The organism is Methanocaldococcus vulcanius M7, from assembly GCF_000024625.1.
GTDB classification, from domain to species: domain Archaea; phylum AGJL01; class Methanococci; order Methanococcales; family Methanocaldococcaceae; genus Methanocaldococcus; species Methanocaldococcus vulcanius.
Window position 1 is genome coordinate 868,032 of the sequence record NC_013407.1, and the last position, 23,978, is coordinate 892,009.

General features: G+C 32.3%; 24 protein-coding genes and 1 CRISPR repeat array. Of the genes, 14 read left to right on the top strand and 10 right to left on the bottom strand.

Annotation, left to right across the window (positions count from 1 at the left end; all coding sequences use genetic code 11):
• Window positions 1–16: 16 nt before the first annotated feature.
• A complete protein-coding gene (locus tag METVU_RS04335) occupies window positions 17–1,537 on the top strand; it encodes a helicase HerA-like domain-containing protein (protein ID WP_048196798.1) in 1,521 nt (506 codons plus the stop codon).
• A 52-nt stretch (window positions 1,538–1,589) separates the two neighbouring features.
• Here METVU_RS04335 and METVU_RS04340 read toward each other — a convergent pair whose 3' ends face one another.
• The 4 genes from METVU_RS04340 to METVU_RS08980 are packed head-to-tail and all read right to left on the bottom strand — an operon-like array spanning window position 1,590 to window position 4,186.
• The gene (locus tag METVU_RS04340) at window positions 1,590–2,933 is read right to left on the bottom strand and encodes a hypothetical protein (protein WP_015732966.1); all 1,344 of its coding nucleotides are present in this window, start codon (window positions 2,931–2,933) and stop codon (window positions 1,590–1,592) included.
• Window positions 2,915–3,433, bottom strand: coding sequence for a hypothetical protein (locus METVU_RS04345; protein WP_015732967.1), 519 nt, complete (start codon window positions 3,431–3,433; stop codon window positions 2,915–2,917). Before METVU_RS04345 ends, METVU_RS04340 begins: the two co-directional genes overlap by 19 nt.
• Before the next feature lies 1 nt (window position 3,434).
• A complete protein-coding gene (thpR, locus tag METVU_RS04350) occupies window positions 3,435–3,956 on the bottom strand; it encodes an RNA 2',3'-cyclic phosphodiesterase (RefSeq protein ID WP_015732968.1) in 522 nt (173 codons plus the stop codon).
• Window positions 3,957–3,964: 8 nt separating this feature from the next.
• Complete coding sequence (locus tag METVU_RS08980; RefSeq protein ID WP_342626810.1) at window positions 3,965–4,186, bottom strand: Trm112 family protein; 222 nt, start codon at window positions 4,184–4,186, stop codon at window positions 3,965–3,967.
• 292 nt (window positions 4,187–4,478) lie between these two features.
• Between METVU_RS08980 and METVU_RS04355 the strand changes: the two genes are divergently transcribed.
• The 4 genes from METVU_RS04355 to METVU_RS04370 all read left to right on the top strand — a co-directional run bounded on the left by METVU_RS04355 (window position 4,479) and on the right by METVU_RS04370 (window position 9,599).
• Window positions 4,479–5,567, top strand: coding sequence for a class II glutamine amidotransferase (locus METVU_RS04355; RefSeq protein ID WP_015732970.1), 1,089 nt, complete (start codon window positions 4,479–4,481; stop codon window positions 5,565–5,567).
• Window positions 5,568–5,882: 315 nt separating this feature from the next.
• A complete protein-coding gene (locus tag METVU_RS04360; protein WP_015732971.1) occupies window positions 5,883–7,415 on the top strand; it encodes a glutamate synthase-related protein in 1,533 nt (510 codons plus the stop codon).
• Between the two features lie 156 nt (window positions 7,416–7,571).
• Window positions 7,572–8,345, top strand: coding sequence for a GltB/FmdC/FwdC-like GXGXG domain-containing protein (locus METVU_RS04365; protein ID WP_015732972.1), 774 nt, complete (start codon window positions 7,572–7,574; stop codon window positions 8,343–8,345).
• Window positions 8,346–8,519: 174 nt separating this feature from the next.
• Complete coding sequence (locus METVU_RS04370) at window positions 8,520–9,599, top strand: Coenzyme F420 hydrogenase/dehydrogenase, beta subunit C-terminal domain (RefSeq protein WP_015732973.1); 1,080 nt, start codon at window positions 8,520–8,522, stop codon at window positions 9,597–9,599.
• A gap of 57 nt (window positions 9,600–9,656) precedes the next feature.
• Here the strand turns inward: METVU_RS04370 and trpA are convergent, their stop codons facing one another.
• Complete coding sequence (trpA, locus tag METVU_RS04375; RefSeq protein ID WP_015732974.1) at window positions 9,657–10,499, bottom strand: tryptophan synthase subunit alpha; 843 nt, start codon at window positions 10,497–10,499, stop codon at window positions 9,657–9,659.
• A 142-nt stretch (window positions 10,500–10,641) separates the two neighbouring features.
• A complete protein-coding gene (gene trpB / locus METVU_RS04380; protein WP_015732975.1) occupies window positions 10,642–11,847 on the bottom strand; it encodes a tryptophan synthase subunit beta in 1,206 nt (401 codons plus the stop codon).
• Between the two features lie 135 nt (window positions 11,848–11,982).
• Here trpB and METVU_RS04385 point away from each other — a divergent pair, with 135 nt between their 5' ends.
• The 5 genes from METVU_RS04385 (at window position 11,983) to METVU_RS04405 (ending at window position 15,346) form a co-directional block, all read left to right on the top strand.
• Window positions 11,983–12,672, top strand: a complete 690-nt coding sequence (locus tag METVU_RS04385) for a fibrillarin-like rRNA/tRNA 2'-O-methyltransferase (protein ID WP_015732976.1) — start codon at window positions 11,983–11,985, stop codon at window positions 12,670–12,672.
• Between the two features lie 223 nt (window positions 12,673–12,895).
• Window positions 12,896–13,384, top strand: a complete 489-nt coding sequence (locus tag METVU_RS04390) for an RNA-binding protein (protein ID WP_015732977.1) — start codon at window positions 12,896–12,898, stop codon at window positions 13,382–13,384.
• A gap of 21 nt (window positions 13,385–13,405) precedes the next feature.
• The gene (locus METVU_RS04395; RefSeq protein ID WP_015732978.1) at window positions 13,406–14,146 is read left to right on the top strand and encodes a hypothetical protein; all 741 of its coding nucleotides are present in this window, start codon (window positions 13,406–13,408) and stop codon (window positions 14,144–14,146) included.
• Window positions 14,147–14,166: 20 nt separating this feature from the next.
• Window positions 14,167–14,382, top strand: a complete 216-nt coding sequence (locus METVU_RS04400) for an AtpZ/AtpI family protein (RefSeq protein WP_015732979.1) — start codon at window positions 14,167–14,169, stop codon at window positions 14,380–14,382.
• Between the two features lie 4 nt (window positions 14,383–14,386).
• Entirely contained in the window at window positions 14,387–15,346 is a 960-nt protein-coding gene (locus METVU_RS04405) for an RNA-guided pseudouridylation complex pseudouridine synthase subunit Cbf5 (RefSeq protein WP_048197031.1), read from the top strand.
• 55 nt (window positions 15,347–15,401) lie between these two features.
• On the opposite strand, the gene METVU_RS04410 is transcribed toward METVU_RS04405, so the two are convergent.
• Entirely contained in the window at window positions 15,402–16,244 is an 843-nt protein-coding gene (locus METVU_RS04410; protein ID WP_015732981.1) for a class I SAM-dependent methyltransferase, read from the bottom strand.
• A gap of 264 nt (window positions 16,245–16,508) precedes the next feature.
• On the opposite strand from METVU_RS04410, the gene METVU_RS04415 reads away from it, so the two are divergent.
• From METVU_RS04415 to npdG, 3 genes are all read left to right on the top strand, one after another.
• On the top strand, window positions 16,509–16,910 hold the full coding sequence (locus METVU_RS04415) for a helix-turn-helix domain-containing protein (protein ID WP_015732982.1): 402 nt from the start codon (window positions 16,509–16,511) through the stop codon (window positions 16,908–16,910).
• Between the two features lie 107 nt (window positions 16,911–17,017).
• On the top strand, window positions 17,018–17,974 hold the full coding sequence (gene rnz / locus METVU_RS04420; protein ID WP_015732983.1) for a ribonuclease Z: 957 nt from the start codon (window positions 17,018–17,020) through the stop codon (window positions 17,972–17,974).
• Window positions 17,975–18,045: 71 nt separating this feature from the next.
• A complete protein-coding gene (gene npdG / locus METVU_RS04425) occupies window positions 18,046–18,717 on the top strand; it encodes an NADPH-dependent F420 reductase (protein ID WP_015732984.1) in 672 nt (223 codons plus the stop codon).
• Between the two features lie 164 nt (window positions 18,718–18,881).
• A CRISPR array of direct repeats spans window positions 18,882–20,193; the repeat unit is 30 nt; unit sequence GTTTCCATCACGATCCGTGCTGATTTTAAT.
• Window positions 20,194–20,507: 314 nt separating this feature from the next.
• Here npdG and METVU_RS04430 read toward each other — a convergent pair.
• Window positions 20,508–21,017, bottom strand: a complete 510-nt coding sequence (locus METVU_RS04430; RefSeq protein WP_048196802.1) for a UPF0254 family protein — start codon at window positions 21,015–21,017, stop codon at window positions 20,508–20,510.
• A 19-nt stretch (window positions 21,018–21,036) separates the two neighbouring features.
• Here METVU_RS04430 and METVU_RS04435 point away from each other — a divergent pair, with 19 nt between their 5' ends.
• Window positions 21,037–21,729: a class I SAM-dependent methyltransferase gene (locus METVU_RS04435; RefSeq protein ID WP_015732986.1), complete on the top strand. Its 693-nt coding sequence runs from the start codon at window positions 21,037–21,039 to the stop codon at window positions 21,727–21,729.
• Here METVU_RS04435 and METVU_RS04440 read toward each other — a convergent pair.
• Both METVU_RS04440 and METVU_RS04445 read right to left on the bottom strand, forming a co-directional pair.
• On the bottom strand, window positions 21,726–22,484 hold the full coding sequence (locus tag METVU_RS04440) for a geranylgeranylglyceryl/heptaprenylglyceryl phosphate synthase (RefSeq protein WP_015732987.1): 759 nt from the start codon (window positions 22,482–22,484) through the stop codon (window positions 21,726–21,728). The genes METVU_RS04435 and METVU_RS04440 overlap by 4 nt on opposite strands.
• A gap of 139 nt (window positions 22,485–22,623) precedes the next feature.
• A complete protein-coding gene (locus METVU_RS04445) occupies window positions 22,624–23,709 on the bottom strand; it encodes a 3-dehydroquinate synthase II (protein ID WP_015732988.1) in 1,086 nt (361 codons plus the stop codon).
• Window positions 23,710–23,978: the final 269 nt, after the last annotated feature.

A 23,978-nucleotide genomic window follows, 5' to 3' on the forward strand; every position in this document is an offset into this window, starting at 1 on the left:
GATAATGGTGAATTGTATGGATAAGGTTATTGGATACACAATAGGAGAGACAAGGATAGATGAACTGACATTTTTGGCGAGAGAGGCCCCAAAAGTTGGCGACTATGTAAAAATAAAATATGACGGATCTGAATTACTTGGTATGGTGGAAAGCACAATTCAAGGAAATCTTGCATTAGAAGATATATTAAACATAGATCATTTAGAAAAAATAAGAAAGTTTGAAGATAACTCATCATACTATATACTTGGGAAAATAAAAGTTTTAGGAGATGTAAAAGACCTAAATGAAGAAAAGGCGCTTAAACTTCCAAGAGTTCCTCCAAAACCAGGAATACCAATATATTTGGCTGAAAATGATCTTTTAAAAGAGGTTTTTGGTAAAGGACACTTGAAAATTGGCCATTTAGTTACAAGAAACGATGTAGATGTAAAATTAGATGCAAATAAACTATGTTCAAGACATTTGGCTATATTGGCAATGACAGGAATGGGAAAATCAAACACAGTAGCTGTTTTACTAAGGGAATTAAATAAACTTAAAGCAACGGTCTTAGTTTTTGACATGCATGGGGAGTATAGAGATATTTACTGTGAGAGTGAAGATTTGAGAAAACACATTATTGAACCGAAAATAAACATTTATAAAATTGGAGATGAAGATCTATGCGATCTTGCAGGAGTAGATGCTCAGGCAACAAAACAAAGGCCATATATAAGAAAAGCCATTAAAGAAATCAAAGAAAATCATAGAGAGAGTGATTTTAGCACTGTAAATGATTATATAAATGCAATAATCTCGAAATTGGAGGAGTATAAGTTGTATGACAATTATAAGAAAGATGAGAGTAGTATACAAACCGCAATATTTAGATTGGAGGATATGCTACAATTTAGAAAAAATATAATAACCCTCCACTACAACCCAATAAACGACATAAGAGAACATTGCATAAATATCATACCAATGGAGGAGTTAGATGAGAATGCTGTTGATATTGTAGTTTCTTACATTGCAAAGGCAGTTTTAGACGATAGAAAAAAAATCATCATAAACAAGGGACGAAACTTTGCTAAGCCAGTGTTTATGATCTTCGAAGAGGCACATTTGATCGCTCCTCAACATAGAAAAACAAGGGCAAAATATTATTTGAGTAGAATAGCAAGAGAGGGAAGAAAATTTGGGGTTGGGTTGTGTTTGGTCTCCCAAAGGCCAAAAACGCTCGATGCTGAAACATTATCTCAATGTTCTAATCTAATAATCTCTAAACTCATTGAGCCAACAGATCAGAAGCATGTCCAAATGGCTTCGGAGAATTTAAGCGAAGATTTAATTAAACAATTAACAAGTTTGAATATTGGAGAAGCGATAATTTTAGGCCCTTGTATTAAAGTTCCTGCTATTGTTAAAGTTGATAGATTTGATGGAAGGTATGGAGGAGAGGATCTTGACATTGTAAAGTTGTGGGGAGAGAGTTTTGAGGAAGAAACAGATGATGATTTTGAAGATCGCATCTTTGATGAAGATGATTGGTAGATCATTTTTTGGGTATAAATAATCAAATGCAATTGTAGAATAGGTATATGGATTATTCTTTTAAGACCTTCTTTTTTCTACGTTCTATTATAACTTTACCAAGATAGATACCAAAAAGTGTTGTTAATAAAATTATCCAAAAGTTTAATGGAAATCCAAGAATTTCAAAGTGTTTTAATATTTCTTCTTTTTCGGATGTTGATAATAGGATATGAATTGCCTCTAATGCGTAAACACCAAAAATTACTATTTCCAAGACCTCCATTGCCTCTCCGAGGGCTACTTGATACTTTGTATTCTCTGCGAGTTGATTTGCTATCTTTCTTTCTAAATCTTCGGATATTGTTGTCAATAGTCGAGTTAAACTTGTTGCTAAGCTGTCATTACTTTTTAAAATGGTCTCTATCTCTGCAATTCTATAAATAAGACGTTTTAGTTTTCGTTCTACATCGATCTTTTCCAGTATCATAAGATCAAAGTCCCCATAGCTCGGTGGATATGAGGAGTTTAAAAACTCAATGATCTCTTTTAAATATCCACATACAATTTCAATAACTGCTAAATCTCTATCTATTTTACTTAAATCTCCTCTAATATTAGTTATATCTTCTAAATCAATACCTGAGGCAATATTATTACTTATAATTTCCAATTTTGAAGCGATGGTGTTTAATTTAAAAAATAAATCTCGGGAAACCCCGGTTATGCTTCTTATAAATGGGTAGTAATAAACAAATCTTTCGAACTTTTCTGGATTTTTGTGTGAAATAAAAATTCCAAAGTCCCCAAAAATTATTAATCCACCCTCAACTTCGAGGATGTTTTTAACCGATCCTATAACCTGGCTTATTTCCAATAAAGAATTTTCGTTGATCTCCACGATCGTTTCAGTTAATACAGTAACATGCTTATACACTTTTATTTTTCCATACAGGGTTTCAAGTAGGTATCTTTGGGGAGATGAGATTAGATGACACATGATCCTTGAAGAGTCGAGAATAAGATCTGGTATAACAAATGAAAGGTTGTCTAAACTTATTATCTCTTCCTCATCTCCTGCTTTTGTTATTTCGGATGCATAGATACATCTTCCAAGATAGTCCACATACATAAACACATCCTTTTTTCTTTCTCCTATAATCTCAGCAGTAAATTTAACTGACGTTTCAGGGATAAACTCGATAATATTTACAGTAGTTTGGTAGTTAGATGCCTCAAAAATAGCTAAATTTTTAATGTCTTTACTTTCAGAGGCAGTGAAGTATTTTATTCTCTTTCTTTGATATTCTTTTAAAGTAATTCTGTCTATAAATTCTGTCATGTGGTTTTTTCCGAATGGAATCCACTCCGTTAAAATAACCTTCGGTCTTTTTATCTTTAAATATTTGAATCCCATAGTGATACCTTCATTATATAACTTTTTGATTTGTAGGGAATTTTATCTATCTTGGTGATCTCTATTTTTAACTCTTCATCCCTTGATTTTATTACGATTCCATCTTTCACTATTTCAATCTCCTTTAACTTCCCATCCTCTAACAGCGTTTTGTCAATAATTAATTTATCTTCCTCATCAAAGTTGTAAGGTATGGATTTACCAATTGAGTATCCAACTATAAAATCATTAAGACCTCTAACTGAAAGTAGGATTTCATGTAAGTAGTTATTATCTAACAACTCATTTAAGTCGTTAACTGCCTCATAGGAAATATTTATAAACTTTATCTCATCCTCCCAAACGAATGGTGTTGGTGCATAGTCATACTCTCTAAATACGTTTAACTTGATGAAATAATAAATTAAAGCAAACAAAACCTGTTGTTTTACCCATTTTTTCCGATCCCCCTCTGTCAATAAATTTATAATATAATGTATCTTTTGCTGGTTTTTGTTCATATCACCACTCCTTTATTACTTTATAAATCGGCCCACTTGGTGTTAACGTTGATTCATACAACTTTATCTTTGACACCTCGAACTCTCCAAAATCAATATCTTTCCATTTTTCAACTCTATCTTTCAATAAACCCTTATTTTCTATATATTTAACCCTACCAATAGTTAGATGAGGAATATAATCCTTCTCTCTTTTAAAACCCAATATTGCTAATTTCTCATCAATATCTTTAAAAATTTTAACAAGATCACTGTTTTCGACTCCAATCCATATAACACGAATATAATTTGGATTTGGAAAAACTCCAAGATTTTTTAATTTTATTTTTAAAGGAGGAATACTTAGATCCATATCTAAGATTTTTCTAAAAGTTTTTTCGTCAACTTCACCTAAAAATTTTACAGTTATATGCAAATTTTCTTTCTCTACAAGTTTTATTCCTTTTATTTTGAATTGTCTCTGAAATTTATGTATTTCTTCTTTTATTTCACTTGGAATATCTATTGCTAAAAACAACCTCATGATCTCCCTCAATATCTTAGAAGTATCGGAATTCCATCCACTATCTCATAGGATCGCTTACATTTTTTACATATAATTGCTTTATTTGTTTTATCTTCTAAGAGAAGGTCTCCTCCACAGTAAGGGCATTGTAATATATCTATATAATTTTTAATCCAACATATGCTTTTTTTGTTTTTAGCATCAACACCGATAAAGATCCCCTCTTTCTTATATAGGTAATGTATTATTCATTAGTTTTGACATCAAGTATATATTATATTATGTTTTTGATAAACCTACAACAATAAATGAAAACCTTTTGTTATTTGTTTTTACATTGATTAGTTTTGAATAACTATTATTATATTACATCACAAATTTAGTATTATATTCATTTAATCAATAAATTTGTATATTAAAGCGACCAATTTAAAAAGTTTTAATTAGACAGAAGAAACCATAATTATTTAAATATAACTTCAACCAATATTAAGAAAACCCAAAAACTATCTCTTTTACATTACCTAAGGAGGGTCTTTCATGTGTGGTATTATCGGTTTTATGAGTAGAAAAAAAAGAATGATAAAAGGAGACAAGATAGCATTAGCATTAGATAGCTTAAAAGAGAGAGGAAACGGAAAAGGTTCTGGTTATGTAGGTTATGGGATATATCCAACAAAGTATAAGGATTGCTACGCTTTCCATATTTTAATTGACAATACACCAAAATTTGAAAAGATAAAGGTAGAAGTTGAAAATGTCTTAGAGCAATATGGAACAATTGTTAAAGATGAAGAGATACCAACAGAAGACGGAATAATAGAAAAGATTCACATACCTTGGAGATACTTTTATGAAGTTGATGAAAAATTTGCTGATAGGGAAGAAGATGTTGTTGTAGATATAGTTATGGAGATCAATGACAAAATAGACGGAGCTTTCGTTATTTCAAGTGGTAAGGATTTAGGTGTCTTTAAAGCAGTTGGATGGCCGAATGAGGTTGCTGAATTTTACAAGATAGATAAATATGAGGGCTATATGTGGTTAGCCCATGCAAGATACCCCACAAACACAAGAGCGTGGTGGGGAGGAGCTCACCCATTCAACTTATTAAATTGGAGTGTTGTTCATAACGGAGAGATAACAAGCTATGGAACAAACAAAAGATTTGTTGAAATGTTTGGTTATAAGTGTAGATTACTAACAGATACCGAAGTTGTTGCTTATATATTGGACTTATTAATGAGAAAACATAGAGTTCCAGTTGAATATGCATTATCTGCATTAGCCCCAAGATTTTGGGATGAAATTGATAAGATGTCAGAGGAAGAGAAAGAATTGCACACAGCGATACGACTGGCTTATGGAGGAGCTATGCTAAATGGACCTTTCGCGATAGCAGTAGGAACACCACACGGATTAATATTTATGAACGGAGATATTGAGAAAGATACAACAATGTTCGGTTTAACAGATAGAATTAAGTTAAGACCATTAATTGCAGCTGAAAAGGACGATATGATATTTATTTCAAGTGAAGAATCAGCTATAAGAAGAATTTGTCCCGACTTAGATAGGGTCTGGATGCCTGATGCTGGAATGCCAGTTATAGCAAGACCATGGAAATGAAGTAAAAATAGAAAGCAAAAACTAAATGAAAACGAATATAAATTGGACAATTCAAATAAATGGTTGATACTTGATAATACCAAATTGTTAAAATTCCAATAATAGAAAATCAATAAACTAAATGAGATATCTAATTCAATTCCAATTAACAAAAAGTTGAGTTATTCCCTCTAAAAAATAAATAAAAAGAAAAAATAAGAAAACAGAACATAGACATTTAGAAAAATAAAAATAACAAAAAATATGAAATTAATTAACCTACTTTAACTTAATAAAAATAAATGCTTAAAAATAAAAATATATGGAAGTGAAAACATGATTCCCAGCTACGTGCCACCTAAGTATAGGGTTGAGGTAGATCCAAACAGATGTATGCTATGTGAAAGATGCACAATAGAGTGTTCTTGGGGAGTTCATAGAAGAGATGGGGAACGAATTATAAGTTATTCGAACAGATGCGGTGCCTGCCACAGATGTGTTGTAATGTGTCCAAGGGATGCGATAACAATTAAAGAAAATGCAATATCTTGGAGATCTCATCCATTATGGGATGTAGATGCAAGGGTTGATATATACAACCAAGCAAAAACCGGCTGTATTTTATTGAGTGGAATGGGTAATGCCAAAGAACATCCAATCTATTTTGATAAGATTGTTTTAGATGCCTGCCAAGTTACAAATCCATCCATCGATCCTCTAAGAGAGCCAATGGAATTAAGAACCTATATTGGTAAAAAACCAAAACAGTTGGAATTTGATTTTGTTGAAGAAGAAATCGATGGTAAAAAGATTAAAAAAGCCAAGTTAAAAACAAAAATAGCACCAAACTTAAAGTTAGACACGCCAATAATGATTGCCCATATGTCCTATGGTGCTTTATCTTTAAACGCTCACTTATCATTTGCTAAGGCAGTTAAAGAATGTGGGACATTCATGGGAACTGGAGAGGGAGGATTACCAAAACCTCTCTACCCTTATGCAGATCACATAATTACCCAAGTTGCAAGTGGAAGGTTTGGAGTTAATGAAGAATACTTAATGAAAGGTTCTGCAATAGAGATTAAAATAGGGCAGGGAGCTAAGCCGGGAATTGGAGGACACTTACCAGGAGAGAAGGTTACCGCAGAGATTTCAGCAACAAGAATGATCCCTGAGGGAACTGATGCTATATCTCCAGCTCCTCATCATGATATTTACTCAATTGAAGATCTGGCTCAATTGGTTAGAAGTTTAAAGGAAGCAACAAGATGGAAAAAACCTGTCTTTGTTAAAATTGCAGCAGTGCATAACGCTCCAGCCATTGCCGTTGGAATAGCAACAAGTGATGCTGATGCAGTTGTTATTGATGGATATAAAGGAGGAACAGGAGCAGCTCCAAAAGTATTCAGAGACCATGTTGGAATTCCAATAGAGATGGCTATTGCAGCAGTAGATCAAAGATTGAGAGAAGAAGGTTTAAGAAATGAAATTAGTGTTATAGCAAGTGGAGGAATTAGATGTTCAGCAGATGTATTTAAGGCAATTGCATTGGGAGCTGATGCTGTCTATATTGGAACTGCTGCGATGGTTGCTCTTGGTTGTAGGGTCTGTGGAAGATGTTATACTGGATTATGTGCTTGGGGTATAGCAACACAGAGGCCAGAGTTGGTTAAAAGATTAGATCCAGAGGTTGGAGCAAGAAGAGTAGCAAACTTAATAAAAGCATGGACTCATGAGATTAAAGAACTCTTAGGAGCTGCTGGAATCAATTCAATTGAAAGTTTAAGAGGAAATAGAGATAGGTTAAGAGGAGTTGGATTAAATGAGAAAGAACTTGAAGTTTTAGGAATAAAGGCAGCTGGGGAGTAAATTATTTAATACATTTATTATTTAAATCATTAATTTAATTTCTTAAACTTTAAATACCATTAGGCAATTAGGAAAGGAGAAAAATTAATAGAAAGTTAAAATTGGATGGATCTAATTTTTCCTTTTATGAGATATTTTGATTTGAAGGTGAAAGGTATGGAAGTGGAGATAGATGCAAAAAATATGCATTATAAGGAGTTAAATGAAAAAATACATCAAATTCTAAGGGAAAATCCAAACGTTAAAAAAATCATCTTAAAAAATGTTTTAGGGCAAAGGTTTATTGGGAATGGATTGCAAAAGAAGGACTTAACAATAGAGATCTATGGAATTCCCGGTGGAGATCTGGGAATGTTCATGAGTGGCCCTACAATAATAGTCCATGGAAATGCTGAATTCGCTCCCGGAAACACGATGGATGACGGAACAATAGTGATATATGGAAGCAGTGGAGATGTCACTGCCCATTCAATGAGAGGAGGAAAGGTTTTTGTTAGAGGAGATGTTGGTTATAGAAGTGGCATTCATATGAAGGCATATAAAGACAAAGTTCCGGTTCTTGTGATTGGAGGAACTGCCAAGGATTTCTTAGGAGAGTATATGGCTGGAGGAACAATAATTGTCTTAAACATTGATGAAAAAGGAAATGATTTAGGAAAAATTAAGGGAAGAATGATAGGAACTGGAATTCATGGAGGAGCAATATACATCAGAGGAGAGATTGATAAAGACCAATTAGGTGTTGCAGCTGATATAAAAGAATTTACAAAAGAGGATTTAGAGAAAATAAAGCCATATATTGAAGAGTTCTGTAAGTGGTTTAATCTTTCAGAAGATATTAAAAATAAACTTTTAAACTCAAAATGGACGAAGATTGCTCCAATATCTAAGAGACCATTCGGTAAGTTATATACTCCTGACTTAATGTGAAACTTTTCAAAAAAAGTTTCAGTAAAGAAACTTTTAATAGAATGCTAAAAATTATTTGAAAAATAATGCCCTTTCTTATTAAAAACTTGCCATTGGCTTATAAATTGCTATAATTTATAAAAAATCTTTAAGAGTAAGTGTTAGAAACACACTATAAAAAGATAGGTGAGATTAATGAAGTCATATAAGGATCTAAAAGAGGAGGTTTGGGATACTAATAGATGCAGTGGTTGCGGAGCTTGTGTAGCTGTTTGTCCAGCAAATAATCTTTACTTTAAAGAAGAGAGCCCCGTAAAATTTGAGTGTGATGAATGCTCATGCATCATCGTTCCTGAAGAGATCGTGGAGCATCCGATTTCAGCTGAGTTTTGTAAGACAGTTGTTTATGATGTTCCATGTGGGGCTTGTTATGATGCCTGCCCAAGGATAAAAAAATCATCAGTTCCAAAACCTAATAATAAATTAGGAACAGTTTTAAAGGCAGTAAAAGCAAGATCTCTGATTAATATAAAAAATGCTCAAAATGGAGGAGTTGTGAGTTCTATATTAGCAAATGCCTTTGAAGAGGAGTTAATAGATGGGGCTATTGTGATGATTGAAGATAAATGGACTTTGGAGCCAGAGTCATATTTAGCCATGTCAAAGGAAGATGTTTTGAGATCTGCGGGTAGTAAGTATTTATGGAAGGGGCCTATATTGAAAGCATTAAAAACAGCAGTTATGGAAAAGAAGCTTAAAAAATTGGCTGTTGTAGGAACTCCATGTGTTATAAATGCCATCTATCAGATATTATCATCAAATAATGATTTATTAAAACCATTTAGGGAAGCAATAAGATTAAAAATTGCTTTGTTTTGTTTTGAGACGTATGATTATGGTAAATTAATAGAAAAATTAAAATCCGATGGTATTGAGCCATGGGAAATTAAAAAGATGGATATTGAGTCAGGAAAGTTAAAAATCTTATTAATAAATGGAAAGGTTGTGGATTATAAACTTAAAGATGTAGAGTTTGCCATGAGAAGTGGATGTAAAGTTTGTGGTGATTTTACTGGCTTAACATCGGATATTTCAGTTGGAAATGTTGGAAGCGAGGAGGGATATTCAACTGTTTTAATAAGGAACAAGTGGGGAGAAGGATTTTTCAACAGAGCAGTTTATAATGGATATTTAGAGTTCTACGAGGATGTTGATATGAATGCAGTTGGAAAACTTGTTAAATTAAAAAAAGAGCGAGTAAACAAGAAAGAATAAAAAATATGGGGCTATTTAATAATTATGTCATTATTATAATTTTTAATTTTTTACCATTTAATTTTTTACCTGTGTTTTAATTTTTTTTGCCTTAGTTCCCTCTTTTAATGTTCTTACAAACTCTTCTAAGTCGTTTAAGAACTTATTTTCATCTTTTATATTCCCATTCTCATCTAAGTGTTTTTCAACAATTTTAACGATAGCACTTCCAACTATTGCCCCATCTGCGAATTTGGTTATCTCTTCTACGTGTTCTTTTTTGGATATTCCAAATCCAACGCATACAGGAACTTTTGAGTATTTTTTTACCCTACGTATGAGATCTTCTGTCTCCTCTGACAGTTTTTCTCTCTCTCCAGTGATTCCTGTTCTTGAAACAACGTAAACAAAGCCCCTACATTTTTCTAAGATCTTTTTTAATCTTTCATCTGGGGTTGTTGGCGCAACTAAAAAGATCAGATCAACACCATATTTTTCACAATAAGAAAGGAGAGATTCTGCCTCTTCAATAGGTAGATCTGGAACGATAATCCCCGAAATCCCTACGTTTTTACATTTCTTCACGAAATTTTCTTCTCCCATTTTAAATATGATGTTATAGTAAGTTAAAAACACCTTTGGAACATTTGGAAATTTTTCATTTAATTTTTTTGCCAATTCTAATGCTTTTATTGGATTCATTCCTCTACTTAATGCCCTAACATCTGCTTTTTGTATTGTTAAACCATCAGCAACAGGATCTGAGAATGGAATACCAATTTCAACAATATCTGCATGTTTACAGATCACTTCCAGAGCTTTTTCTGAAACATCCAAATTAGGATCTCCTCCAACATAAAAAGCAATAAATGCCTTTTCATTTTTATTTTTCAGTTCATCAAACTTCTCTTTTAATTTCATATTTATCACTTCCATCACTTAATTTTAAATCTCCCTACCTAACGCCTTAGCAACCGTATGAACATCTTTATCCGCCCCATAGGAGGATACCTCCTATTGGTATACCACCGAACACCTCCTCACTTACGCTCGGAGGTGTAAATTAAATCTCTCTACCCAATGCCTTAGCAACCGTATGAACATCCTTATCTCCCCTTCCAGACAAGTTAATAACCATTATATCATCCTTATCTAACTTATCGGCTAATTTAACAGCATAAGCCAATGCATGGGAACTTTCTAATGCAGGTAAAATACCTTCCAATCTACAAAGAAGTTGAAATGCTTCTAATGCTTCATCATCGGTTATGTAGACAGCGTTTATCCTTCCTTCATCTTTTAAAAATGAAAGTTCAGGTCCTACGCCAGGATAATCTAAACCAGCTGAAATACTATAACTTTCTTCTATCTGCCCGAACTCATCTTCTTTAACATATATTTTTGATCCATGTAGAACTCCAACCTCTCCAGCACAAAGTGAAGCGCCATGCATTCCTGTTTCTACTCCTTTTCCACCTGCTTCAACAGCGTATAATTCAACATCATCATCTAAAAATTCATAAAATGCTCCGATGGCATTACTTCCTCCTCCAACACATGCAACTATAACATCAGGCAACCTTCCTTCTTTTTCTAATATCTGCTCTTTAATTTCCTTTCCAATAACTCTCTGGAACTCTCTTACCATCATTGGATATGGATGTGGGCCAAGAGCAGATCCAAGTAGGTAATAGGTGGTTCTAACGTTGGTTGTCCAGTCCCTTAATGCTTCATTTACTGCATCTTTTAATGTCTGAGATCCTCCAAAAACAGGAATTACTTTCGCTCCCATTAGTTCCATCCTAAAAACATTTAATTTCTGCCTTTCAACGTCTTTTGCTCCCATATATACTATACATTCCAGCCCAAGTTTTGCACATGCCGCTGCTGTTGCTACTCCGTGCTGTCCTGCCCCTGTTTCTGCTATTACTCTCTTTTTTCCCATTTTTTTTGCCAATAGTGCCTGTCCGAGTGCATTGTTTATTTTATGGGCCCCTAAGTGGGCTAAGTCCTCTCTTTTTAAATAGACCTTGCATCCCAGTTCTTCACTGAATCTTTCAGCATAGTAAAGAGGCGTAGGTCTTCCAACATAGTCCCTAAGTAAAGCGTAAAACTCTTCTCTAAAATTTCCTTCATTGTTTATCCAAAATCTATTAAAGGCCTCTTCTAATTCAGTTATTGCAGGCATTAATGTCTCCGGAACGAATTTACCTCCATAAATTCCAAATTTCCCATTTTTATCAGGATATTTCTCTTTATATTTCTTCAAGATAAACACCTCTTATTAATCAACTCGATGAATTGAAAGTTTTAAAATATGGAAGTTTAATTTGTAATCCCAAAGGAAATAAAAAACTTGATGATATATATAAAACAAGGCAATATATTACTTTTGGTGATACTGATGGAAGATGTTAATATTAAAGAGATCTTTGAGAATATTTATGAGGTTGACTTGGGAGATGGTTTAAGGAGAATAGCAACAAGATCCATTGTTAAAGGAAAAAAAGTTTATGATGAAAGAATAATAAAAATAAATAATGAGGAATATAGAATTTGGAATCCAAACAAAAGTAAATTAGCAGCAGCAATAATAAACGGATTAAAAATAGTTCCAATAAAGAGGGACTCAAAAGTCCTATATTTGGGGGCATCAGCAGGAACAACGCCTTCCCATGTTGCAGATATAGCAGAGCAGGGAATGATCTATGCTGTTGAATATGCCCCAAGAATAATGAGAGAATTGTTGGATGCATGTGCTGAGAGAAAAAATATAGTTCCGATATTGGGAGATGCAAATAAACCGCAAGAATATTCCCATATAGTTGAAAAGGTAGATGTTATCTATGAGGATGTTGCTCAACCAAATCAGGCGGAGATTTTGATAAAAAATGCTAAATGGTTTTTGAAGAAAGGCGGTTATGGAATGATCGCTATAAAAGCGAGAAGTATAGATGTTGCTAAAAATCCGAAAGAGATATTTAAAGAGCAAAAAGAGATTTTAGAGAAAGGAGGATTTGAGATAGTTGATGAAGTAGATATTGAGCCATTTGAGAAGGATCATATTATGTTTGTTGGTATCTGGAGAGGTTAAAAATTTTTAGTTGAGAGGCATTGCTGAGCGAAGCAATACATGCAGAGGTGAACTCCTATCAGATGAAACCCTTTATGGATCTAACGAAATCCTTTGGATTTTGTAGCCCGAAGCTACGCTTGTCTTTTTTATTTATTTAATTTATATATTAATTTAGTTATAATTATTTATTATTTAATTTTAGTTTATGCTTGTTATGAAATAGATTAAAGTGGTGGTTGTAGTGAACGTGAAAAAAAGATATTTCCTAAGTAAAAAGGATGTTAAAAGATTAAAAAAGGAATTAGAGAAGTATTTTGAAAATGTGGATGAGATAATTCCAAAAAAAGGTAATGTAGAGATTGTAATAACAGACACTTATGAGATCGTTTTAGCAAATAAGGAACCAATAATTTTTAAATTAGACGATTGCCTCTTTCCAACGTTAAAACTATTGCAAAAAACTCTTCCATCTAAAAATATTGTTGTAGTAGATATGGGGGCTATAAAGTTTTTAATAAATGGGGCGGATGTGATGAGTCCAGGAATTGTTAAAGCAGATTCAGAGATAGAAGAGGGAGATGTTGTGTTTGTTGTTGATGAGTCCCATAAAAAGCCCATATGCGTTGGTATTGCGTTAATGAGTGGAGATGAAATGATAAACTCTGAAAAAGGAAAAGCAATAAAAAATGTTCATTATGTAGGAGATGCTATTTGGAATTTTAAAGGATAACTAAATAAATGAGTGGGATCTATGGAAGATAAAAGATATATTGCTATAATTGGAATTGTTCTTGTTTCTCTCTCTATTTTTATATATGTGGTGCATTATTTAATATTTGGAAAGGTGGAATATATATTAAGTTATTTTCTTTTGCATTTAGCGTTTGTTCCTATTGAAGTTTTACTTGTAAGTTTGATAATTGAGGAGATATTAGAGCATAGAGAAAAAATAAAAATGTTAGAAAAGTTAAATATGGTAGTAGGATCGTTTTTTAATAGTGTAGGGGAAGATCTTTTGAGAATGATCTTGAAAGGGGATGAAGGGAATATTAAAGAATATTTGAATATATCACAAGATTGGGATAAAAAAGATTTTGAAAAAGCAAAAGAACTATTAAAAGAATATGATTATGATATAAATATTGAAAAGGTGGATTTAAAAGCATTAAAAGATTTCTTAGAGGAAAAAAGAGAGTTCTTGCTTCGATTAATGGAAAATCCATTATTGTTAGAGCATGAAAAATTTACTGAGGTTTTAATGGCAGTATTTCACTTAGCCGATGAACTTCATAGAAGAAAAAATTTAGATAATTTACCAAAAAGTGATTTAGAACACTTAAAAAACGATATTATAAGAGCATATAAACTATTAGTTGTTCAATGGTTAGATTACCTAACCCATTTAAAAGAGAAATACCCTTATTTATACTCTCTCTGCCTAAGATCGAACCCATTTAGAGAAGAAAATTCAATAGTGATAGAAAGCAATTAAAGGCAATACGGGAGTTTATTATGAATATAAAGGACTTAGCATTTGAATTTTTTACAATAATTATCATTGGACTTTTTATTGGATATTTAATCGCAATGAACACAAAAAATAATATCTGGATTGTTGTATTTTTCCTGATTGGAGTTTTCTGTGCTTTTGGAAGGTTTTTTAGATTGATCAAAGAATTTGAGGGTGATTGTATTGAAAACAGAAGAGAAAAAAAGGAAAGAAGATGAAGATATGCTTGTTAGAGAGGAAGCAGAAACATCTTGGGATTATGGATACGATCCCTACAAAAGACCAATTGAAGAATTAATAAAATATGGTGTAGTTGTTATAGATAAACCAAGAGGCCCAACATCTCATGAGGTTTCAACATGGGTTAAAAAGATATTAAATTTGGAAAAAGCAGGTCATGGAGGAACTCTCGATCCAAAAGTAACAGGAGTTTTACCAGTTGCATTGGAGAGGGCTACAAAAACAATTCCTCTATGGCATATTCCTCCAAAGGAGTATGTTTGTTTAATGCACTTGCACAGGGATGCATCAGAAGAAGACATTCTAAAAATTTTTAAAGAGTTTACTGGAAAGATCTATCAGAAACCTCCATTAAAAGCAGCAGTTAAAAGACGATTGAGAATTAGGAAGATCCATGACTTGGAATTGTTAGATAAAGATGGAAGAGATGTGCTATTTAGAGTTAAGTGTCAATCAGGAACTTATATAAGAAAGTTATGCGAGGATATTGGAGAAGCGTTAGGAACCTCAGCTCATATGCAGGAGTTGAGAAGAGTAAAAAGTGGATGTTTTGAAGAAAAAGATACTACCTATTTACAAGATCTACTTGATGCTTATATATTTTGGAAAGAGGACGGGGATGAGGAGATTAGGAAAATTATAAAGCCCATGGAATATGGTTTAAAACATTTAAAAAAGGTTGTAGTTAAGGATAGTGCTGTTGATGCCATATGCCACGGAGCAGATGTTTATGTGCGAGGAATATCTAAGGTAAGTAAGGGGATTGGAAAAGGAGAGCCGGTTTTAATAGAGACACTGAAAGGAGAAGCCGTTGGATTTGGAAGTGCGTTGATGAACTACAAGGATATGTTAAATGCAGAAAAAGGTGTTGCTGTTAATGTTGAAAGGGTGTTTATGGATAGAGGAACGTATCCAAAAATGTGGAAAGGTAATAAAAAATAAAAGCAAAAAATAAGCTAAGATAATAAAACATGTAAATCTATAAAAGTAGGGTTTTTTAATATTTTTCTGGCTTTTTGGCTACAACACCCAACGCATCTTCAACTTTTTTAACATTTTCAAATCCAACACTTCTCAGTCGTTCCATAACCCCTCTTTGCAGATCCTTTCCTCTATATTTCCTTCCCGGATTTCCTACATAATGAAACAATCTCCCTCCCGGCTTTAAAACTCTAAAAATCTCTTTATAGAACTCCTCACTATACAAATGACCTGCTAAACTAAACCTTGGAGGATCGTGAACCACTACATCGAATTCTTCATCATTAAAGTTTTTTATCACATCGAACGCATCTCCCAATATGATCTTAATACCTTTTTCAAATAACTCTCTACTATATGGATTTATTTTAGCCAATTCCAAAACATTTGGATTTTTTTCTATGGTTATTACTTCCGCCCCCCGCTTTCTCGCTTCTATCGCGGTGTATCCAAGACCCATACAAGTGTCTAAAACTTTCTCTCCTTTTTTTATATTTACCGAGTTGATCTTATTTAACGTATCTTCATAAGGGTTGAATTCTTTTGTTCTATGCATTCTTATTCCATTTATCTCTATTGTTGGAGGTAGTGTTGGAACTAACTTGTAGTATCCATCTCTTGCTATCGCTGCCTTAAACACGTTCCCATCCTTTATAAAGTATATGTGATTTTTATCCTTTGAAATTTTTTGTAAAATATTAAATTCAACTTCTCCCTCTGGAAACTTAGCGATTCTTCTTTCAAAATCAACAATAACTTTTTCTTTCTTATCTGTCCTGTTTAAATCTAAATTTATGAAGATCTCATTAGATTTAGCATTTAAAATTTTTTCTGCTATTTCTGAAATAATGTAATTCATGCTAACACCTCATCAATTCTACATTGATGTTTTTTAATTTTGTATCTCATAGTTTTACATTTCAATCTCTTTTAATCGATTTCTTATATTATAATCTCAATAATCCTCACAACAATATGGCATGAGTAAAAATACTTAAAAAATTAAAGAAATAAAAAATTGCGAATTTTGATTAGTTTCTGCAAAAAACATTAGCAAGTTTTAAATACTGCAAAGATATTTATAGTTAGTTAACGAAGATGCCACAACCGTGAAGGTGATATTATGAGCAAACTCCTATTAAAGACCCCATGTTCTACATGGACATTTGATAGTTTAATGGCTTGTGTTTTTGGAATAAAGGTCTCTGATGTTAAAGTATATTTTGATATTTTAAAACATGGCCCTTCAAAAATAAATGATATTGCAGAACGGATACGTCGAGATAGAAGCACAGTTCAAAGGGCAGTGCAGAATTTGATGAATGCAGGGTTAGTTAGAAGAAAGCAAGTAAATATAAAGGATGGCGGTTATTATTATGTTTACGAGGCAATTCCATTCGAAGAAACGAAAAAGATCATAAAAAAGACGATGGAAGAATGGTGCAACAACATGAAGAAGTGGGTTGAGGAGTTAAACTTTGAAGATGTTGTTAAAGAATATTTAGAAAACGATGAATATGGATAATCAAGAAAATAGAAAAAAGTAAAGGCAAGATAAAAATTATAACAATATAAACAATAACAATAACATAGATAACGGACAGTACTGCAAAATAAATAATAAATGCTAAGATGATAAGTATGAAGATCACATTTTTGGGAACAGGAGCTGCGGTTCCATCCAAAAATAGAAATCATATTGGCATAGCATTTAAATTTAATGGAGAGGTTTTTTTATTTGATTGTGGAGAAAACATTCAAAGGCAGATGCTTTTTACCGAGATCTCTCCAATGAAAATTAACCATATCTTTATAACTCACCTACATGGAGATCATATTCTTGGCATTCCTGGCCTTTTACAAAGTTTGGGGTTTTTTGGTAGAGAAAAAGAACTTAAAATCTTTGGACCGGAAGGAACAAAAGATATTATAAAAAATGCTTTGGAGTTCGGATATAACTATATTAATTACCCAATAAAAGTATATGAAATAAAAGAGAAAAATCCCGCAATTGTGTTAAAAGAGGATGATTATGAAATAATTACCTATCCAACAAAACACACTGTTCCTTCATATGCCTACATATTTAGGGAAATTAAAAAACCAAGATTAGATGTAAAAAAAGCTTTAAAACTTGGTGTAAAAGTAGGCCCAGATCTTAAAAAACTAAAAGAAGGAGAGGCAGTTAAAACTGAAAATGGATCAATTGTTTACCCCAAGGATGTTTTACTACCTCCAAAAAAAGGATTCTGTTTAGCATATAGTGGAGATACTCTACCATTAGAGGACTTTGGACAGTTTTTAAGGGATATTAAATGTGATGTGTTAATTCACGAGGCAACATTTGACGATCAATGTAGAGACACTGCAAGAGAGAATATGCATACCACAATTGGAGAGGCAGTCAATATCGCAAGATTGGCACATGTAAAAGTGCTAATATTGACACACATTTCTGCCAGATACGACAAAGAAGAATTTTTCAAAACATATCTTGAAAATGTGGAAGAATATAACAACAAGGAAGATTTCAAAATTATGGTAAGCGAAGATCTCATGACCCTCGATGTTAAAAACGATCTTCTATAAAAATAAAAAATAATAACCTCAAAAATATTATGTCAAAAATATACAAAACGAATATATAGAACGGTGAAATTATGAAGATAGCGATTTTGGGAGGAACGGGAGATCAAGGATTTGGATTGGCACTAAGATTGGCAAAAAATCATAAAATAATTATTGGTTCAAGAAAAAAAGAAAAGGCAGAGCAGGCCTCAGAAAAAGCAAAAGAAATATTAAAAAAAAGAGGAATAAATGCAGAGATATTAGGTTTAGAAAATAAAGATGCAGCAAAGGAAGGAGATGTAGTTATACTATCCCTACCCTACGAATACACTTTATCGACAATAAAACAATTAAAAGATGAACTAAAAGGAAAGATCGTGGTTTCTATTGGTGTTCCTCTTGCCACCGCGATAGGAGATAAGCCAACAAGGTTATTATTTCCTCCAGATGGCTCAGTTGCTGAAATGATTCAAAATGTATTAAAAGAAAGTAAAGTAGTTAGTGCATTTCAAAATATCTGCCATGCTGTTTTAGAGGATTTAGACAATCCTGTTGATTGCGATGTCTTAATCTGCGGAGATAACGAAGAAGCAAAAAAAGTGGTCATTGATTTAGCCAACCAGATAGATGGAGTTAGAGCAATTGATTGCGGTAATTTAGAAAAATCGAGAATAGTTGAGGCGATAACCCCCCTATTGATTGGATTGAATATAAAATACAAATCAAAAGGAACAGGAATTAGAATTACAAATTTAAATATGTAATTAACGATAAGATCCGTATTTGGCTTTATTTGGACTCATGGTATAAATATTGATAAAAGAAGTTTAAATTCCATAGGAGTTTTATAGCATTGATATATAAATGCCAGTTAAGTTCTCTCTTTTAGAGTTGATCAACATCTAAAAAATTGATTTTTTAATATCCTTTTTTTATCACGACTCGTGCTGATTTTAATTCAAATATTACCGACGAATTTGAAAAATTATTGCAAAAGGTTTCCATCACGATCCGTGCTGATTTTAATAAACAAACAAGTATCACATGATTTAATTTTAACAGAGTTTCCATCACGATCCGTGCTGATTTTAATTTTGTTCTTCTCTTCATCTAATTTGTAAATTGCATGTTTCCATCACGATCCGTGCTGATTTTAATTTTGTTCTTCTCTTCATCTAATTTGTAAATTGCATGTTTCCATCACGATCCGTGCTGATTTTAATTTTGTTCTTCTCTTCATCTAATTTGTAAATTGCATGTTTCCATCACGATCCGTGCTGATTTTAATGAATTCTTGCTCCCCCTATTTTTACTCGTTTTTCTTTGTTTCCATCACGATCCGTGCTGATTTTAATTCATTAATACTAAACTTATAATTGTCAAGTATATATTTGTTTCCATCACGATCCGTGCTGATTTTAATTAATTTAATAATATTAAAGTGTATGACAATAATATAGTAATCTAGTTTCCATCACGATCCGTGCTGATTTTAATTTAATCATCACTTTATATTTTTTACCACATACTTCAACAGTTTCCATCACGATCCGTGCTGATTTTAATTTACCTATAAGACCATATGATAAACATCATCTACGTTTCCATCACGATCCGTGCTGATTTTAATCTCATAACACTATTTTTGTAAAATAGATGATATTAATGTTTCCATCACGATCCGTGCTGATTTTAATTATATAAGCAAAGACAGATAACATTTGCAACATATATGAGGTTTCCATCACGATCCGTGCTGATTTTAATCGTTAGATGGGTTTATTTTTAGAAATTTTCTGCACCATGTTTCCATCACGATCCGTGCTGATTTTAATAAATAAGACACAAAATAAATACACTGACTTAGCAGTGTTTCCATCACGATCCGTGCTGATTTTAATGAAATATTATGAATATAGATGAGATACTAAAAAAGTTTCCATCACGATCCGTGCTGATTTTAATTAGTAAATATGTGAAATGGTATAAACGTGAAAAAGAAAACGGGTTTCCATCACGATCCGTGCTGATTTTAATTCCATCCATCCGTCAACTATTTCTTCGGCTGATCTTGTTTCCATCACGATCCGTGCTGATTTTAATAGTGAATACAACAGTATTAAAACTACAATTTAATAGGTTTCCATCACGATCCGTGCTGATTTTAATAGGGATTATAGGATAAAATATACGTTATGTTATTTTAGAAGGTTTCCATCACGATCCGTGCTGATTTTAATAGGACAATTTTTCTTATTTCATTATTACGTTTTTACTGATATTTATATTTTTCTACACTATAAGATTTCTACCCATAGATAACCCCTCTTCTTTATAAACCTTTTAACAAAACAATTCAAACTTTTATTTAAAAAACAACAATAAATAAAATATAAAAACAAAAAACACACTTAATCAACCGTGGATTTCTAAAAACAACTACAAATAACTAAAAACTCTAAAAAATCTCCATAATCAAACACATCCAAATATAAAAAACAATAAAACAAACCAACCCTTAGAAACCAACTAAAAACAAATAAAAAACAAAAATCTAAACTAAAAATACTTCATTTTTTAATATTTCTAAAAATTTTTTTATACCTTTTTCTATCCCACTTTTTTGTCTTTCTTTTATATTTTCAAATGTTAAAAGGTTTGCATAAATATCTGAGGTAAATAGATGGCAGTTTTTGTTTGTTAGGATGCATATTGCTCCTCTACCAATACCTGCGGTGGATCCAATTGCAATATCAACATTTAATTTTCTTTTTAATCCTTCAGCCATGAGTTTAGCTACTTTTAAGTCATTTTTCTCTGAATAAGCTTTTGCATATTTGTATGTGTAATCTGGATTGGGCAATTTTATATTGAGTAATTTTTCAGCCCCTAAAATGGAGGGGACAAACATTGCTGTTATCACTTTGATATTTTTCATAAGCTTTAAATCATCTTCATCAAATAAATATTTAAATTCAAACTCATCATATCCTGCTGATGCTTTATGAAGTGTTAGTCCAATTTGAGCATGGGTAAAACATTCCGCAGTTGCTACTGTTATCAAAGATATCACCGTGAGAGTTATGGGTGTTAAAGATTATTATGACAGATTAGCAGGAGTTTATGATAATTTATATAGAAATGAGTATATGAGGATTGTGGAGAGAAGAATAATCTCTGAGTTTATAGATATAGAGGATTTTGTATTAGATATTGGTTGTGGAACAGGAGAGCATTTAAAGATATTGAATAAAGCGGTTGGATTAGATATTTCCTTAGAAATGTCAAAAATAGCAAGAGAAAAGTCAGGTAAGTTTGTTGTAGTTGGAAATGCAGAGTTTTTACCATTTAAAAATTGTAGTTTTGATGCAGTTTTGTCTTTTTTTGGAGCATTAAATCATTGTAATTTAAATCGGGCGGTTAGAGAGGTTAGAAGGGTTTTGAAAGATGACGGTGTTTTTATATTTACCGTTGCAAATGTTTATGATGCAAAGTGGATATTAAGAAATGCTATCAGAGGAAACTTTAAAAAAATTAAAAAAGCTATCAGGAAACGGAGGGGTGTTATTGTAAAAAATATAGGAGATGAGAAAATAAGAGTTAATACTCGATTTTATGATAAGAATGAGGTTGAAGCGATATTAAAAAAGGAAAATTTTAAAATAATCTGCACTTTTGGGGCAAATATAACGGGTTCGCCATTAGATAGGTTTATCTACAAAACCTTTTTAAAGAATTTTTCCTCTTATATCGGATTTGTTGCTAAAAAATGTTAATTTTTTAATTTTTCCCTTCCTGCCTTTTTTATGTAGTCATACATCATTTCAACGGCCTTTACATCCTCCTCTAATAAGTTGCCTGTAACTATGACATCAGCCCCTGCCAAAACTTTTTCATAAGCGATTTCTGGTTTTCTTATTCCTCCTCCGACTATTAAATTAATGTCTGAAAGTTTTTTTGCCATTGATATGGTTTCGTTATTTACTGGATACTCTGCTCCACTTCCTGCTTCTAAATATGCCCATCTCATTCCGAAAAATTTTGCTGATAGGCAATACATTGCAGTTATTTTTGGCTTATTCTGCGGAATTTCCCTAATTTCTCCAACATATCCAACAGCAGTTTTTCTCGCTGGCTCTATGCAAAGGTAAGCCATTGGTATTGGTTCTAAGTTGTATTTTAGTATTGTTATGGAGCCGAGAGTTGGGGCAGTGATTGCCCAATATGTGTTTAAAGAGTTCATCAAACTCATATAAAACACTGCATCTGCATATCTTGATAATCCATCTACATTTCCGGGAAATAAGATTATTGGTAAATTAGTTATTTTTTTTACTTTTTTTACAGTGTTGTCTAAATTAACAACTCCTACACTACCTCCGATCATCACCGCATCTGCATAATCTTTAATATTTTCTGCGATTTCTTCTATATTTTCTTCTTCAGGATCTAACAAAGTTAAGTAAACTGCTCCTTCATCTTCAATTATTTGATTTAATTTCTTTTCAACCTTGCCGATTTTTATATCCATGTTTATCCCATTATCTATTTTTTACTCAAATTTTCCATTGCAAAAATTGGATCAAAAGTTATTAAAAATTAAAAGTCAAATTAAAATAAATATAAATGTGAAAATAGTTAAATAGTTAGAGATATTTTTATAATAGTAGTCATTTTTCAATTATTGTTTCTTTGATGGCCATTCCAAAGTGCCTCGCATAGTCGTCTGGTTTTATTAACACTCTATCTCCTGGTTTTAAATCTACGACAGATATTGGTTCTCCATTTTCAGAAACCAGTCGTATTGTCTCAGCATTTTGTAAGATTGTTCTAATAATATCTCCTTTATAATCTGCTTCTATCAGTATTAGTGGTCTTTTTTCAATCTTTACTCTTCCGATTATTGCTTCTCGAGCATTTCCTTCTTTATCTACAACCAAAACCTTATCTCCTGCTTTTAATTCACTTAAATATTTTGTTTTATTTCCTGGGCAAAGTATATAAGCGTGAACAGGACCTGCGTTAACTCTAAACGGTCTTGTTGCTACGTAGGGGTTTTCTAAGGTTTCAGAATGAACTAAAAATAAACCTCTTGAGTATGATCCAATTAACATTCCTTCTCCTATACTCATTAATGAGCAAGTGTCTATACAAACTCTATCTCCACTACCTACGGGCTCTACTTTTGTTATAGTTGCAACATCTAATGCTATTTTTTCTTTATTTAGTTCTTCAATTAATTTTGATAGTTCTTTTACATCTTCCAAGTTTTTAGGAGTTAAAAGAACGCCATCAGTTCCTTTTTCTAATATTTCGTAGGCAACTTTCGCTTCATCTACAGAATCAACACTTGCTATTATTTTAACATCTCTGTGGAATAAATCAGCAATTAAGTTTTCTAATGGGATGATCGTCCAGTCCCTACCCTCTAATATTATGTTGTCAACAAATCCAAATCTTGCTACTTCAGAGGCAAATTCTTCATCTTCTTTTGATTCAATTGGGATATATATGGCCGTCTCTTTCCCTGCATTTTTTGCCTCTTTAAGGAAGTCAATGTTATCATTTTTATTTATTAAAACAATATCTGCGTCTAAACTATGAGACGCTACTTTTATATTCCCTAATTCCCTTATCCTTTCTATATCTTCAGGATCTGCAACAACAACAGGAATTGATGACTCTAATGCCATTTTTACGATCTCTTTTTTATCTTCCCAATCGTCTCCCGAAACTTTGACCCATCCAAATTTCATAATTCTCACCTGAAATGTTCGTTGATCTGATTTGTTTATGTATTGTTATGTATTATTTGCGTTTTAATTATTTTGTTATTTTGTTTATTTTTTTAATTTTTTATACTTGGTTAGTTTAGTTAGGGTATTTTATCTTTAATTTCATTTATTCTCTATTTTATTGGTATCATTATTTTATTTAGTATCATCTTAATGGATATTATTATTACGATACAATAATTGATATAATATTTATTTGTAATATTATTTAGCTTTAACTTTTATTTGTA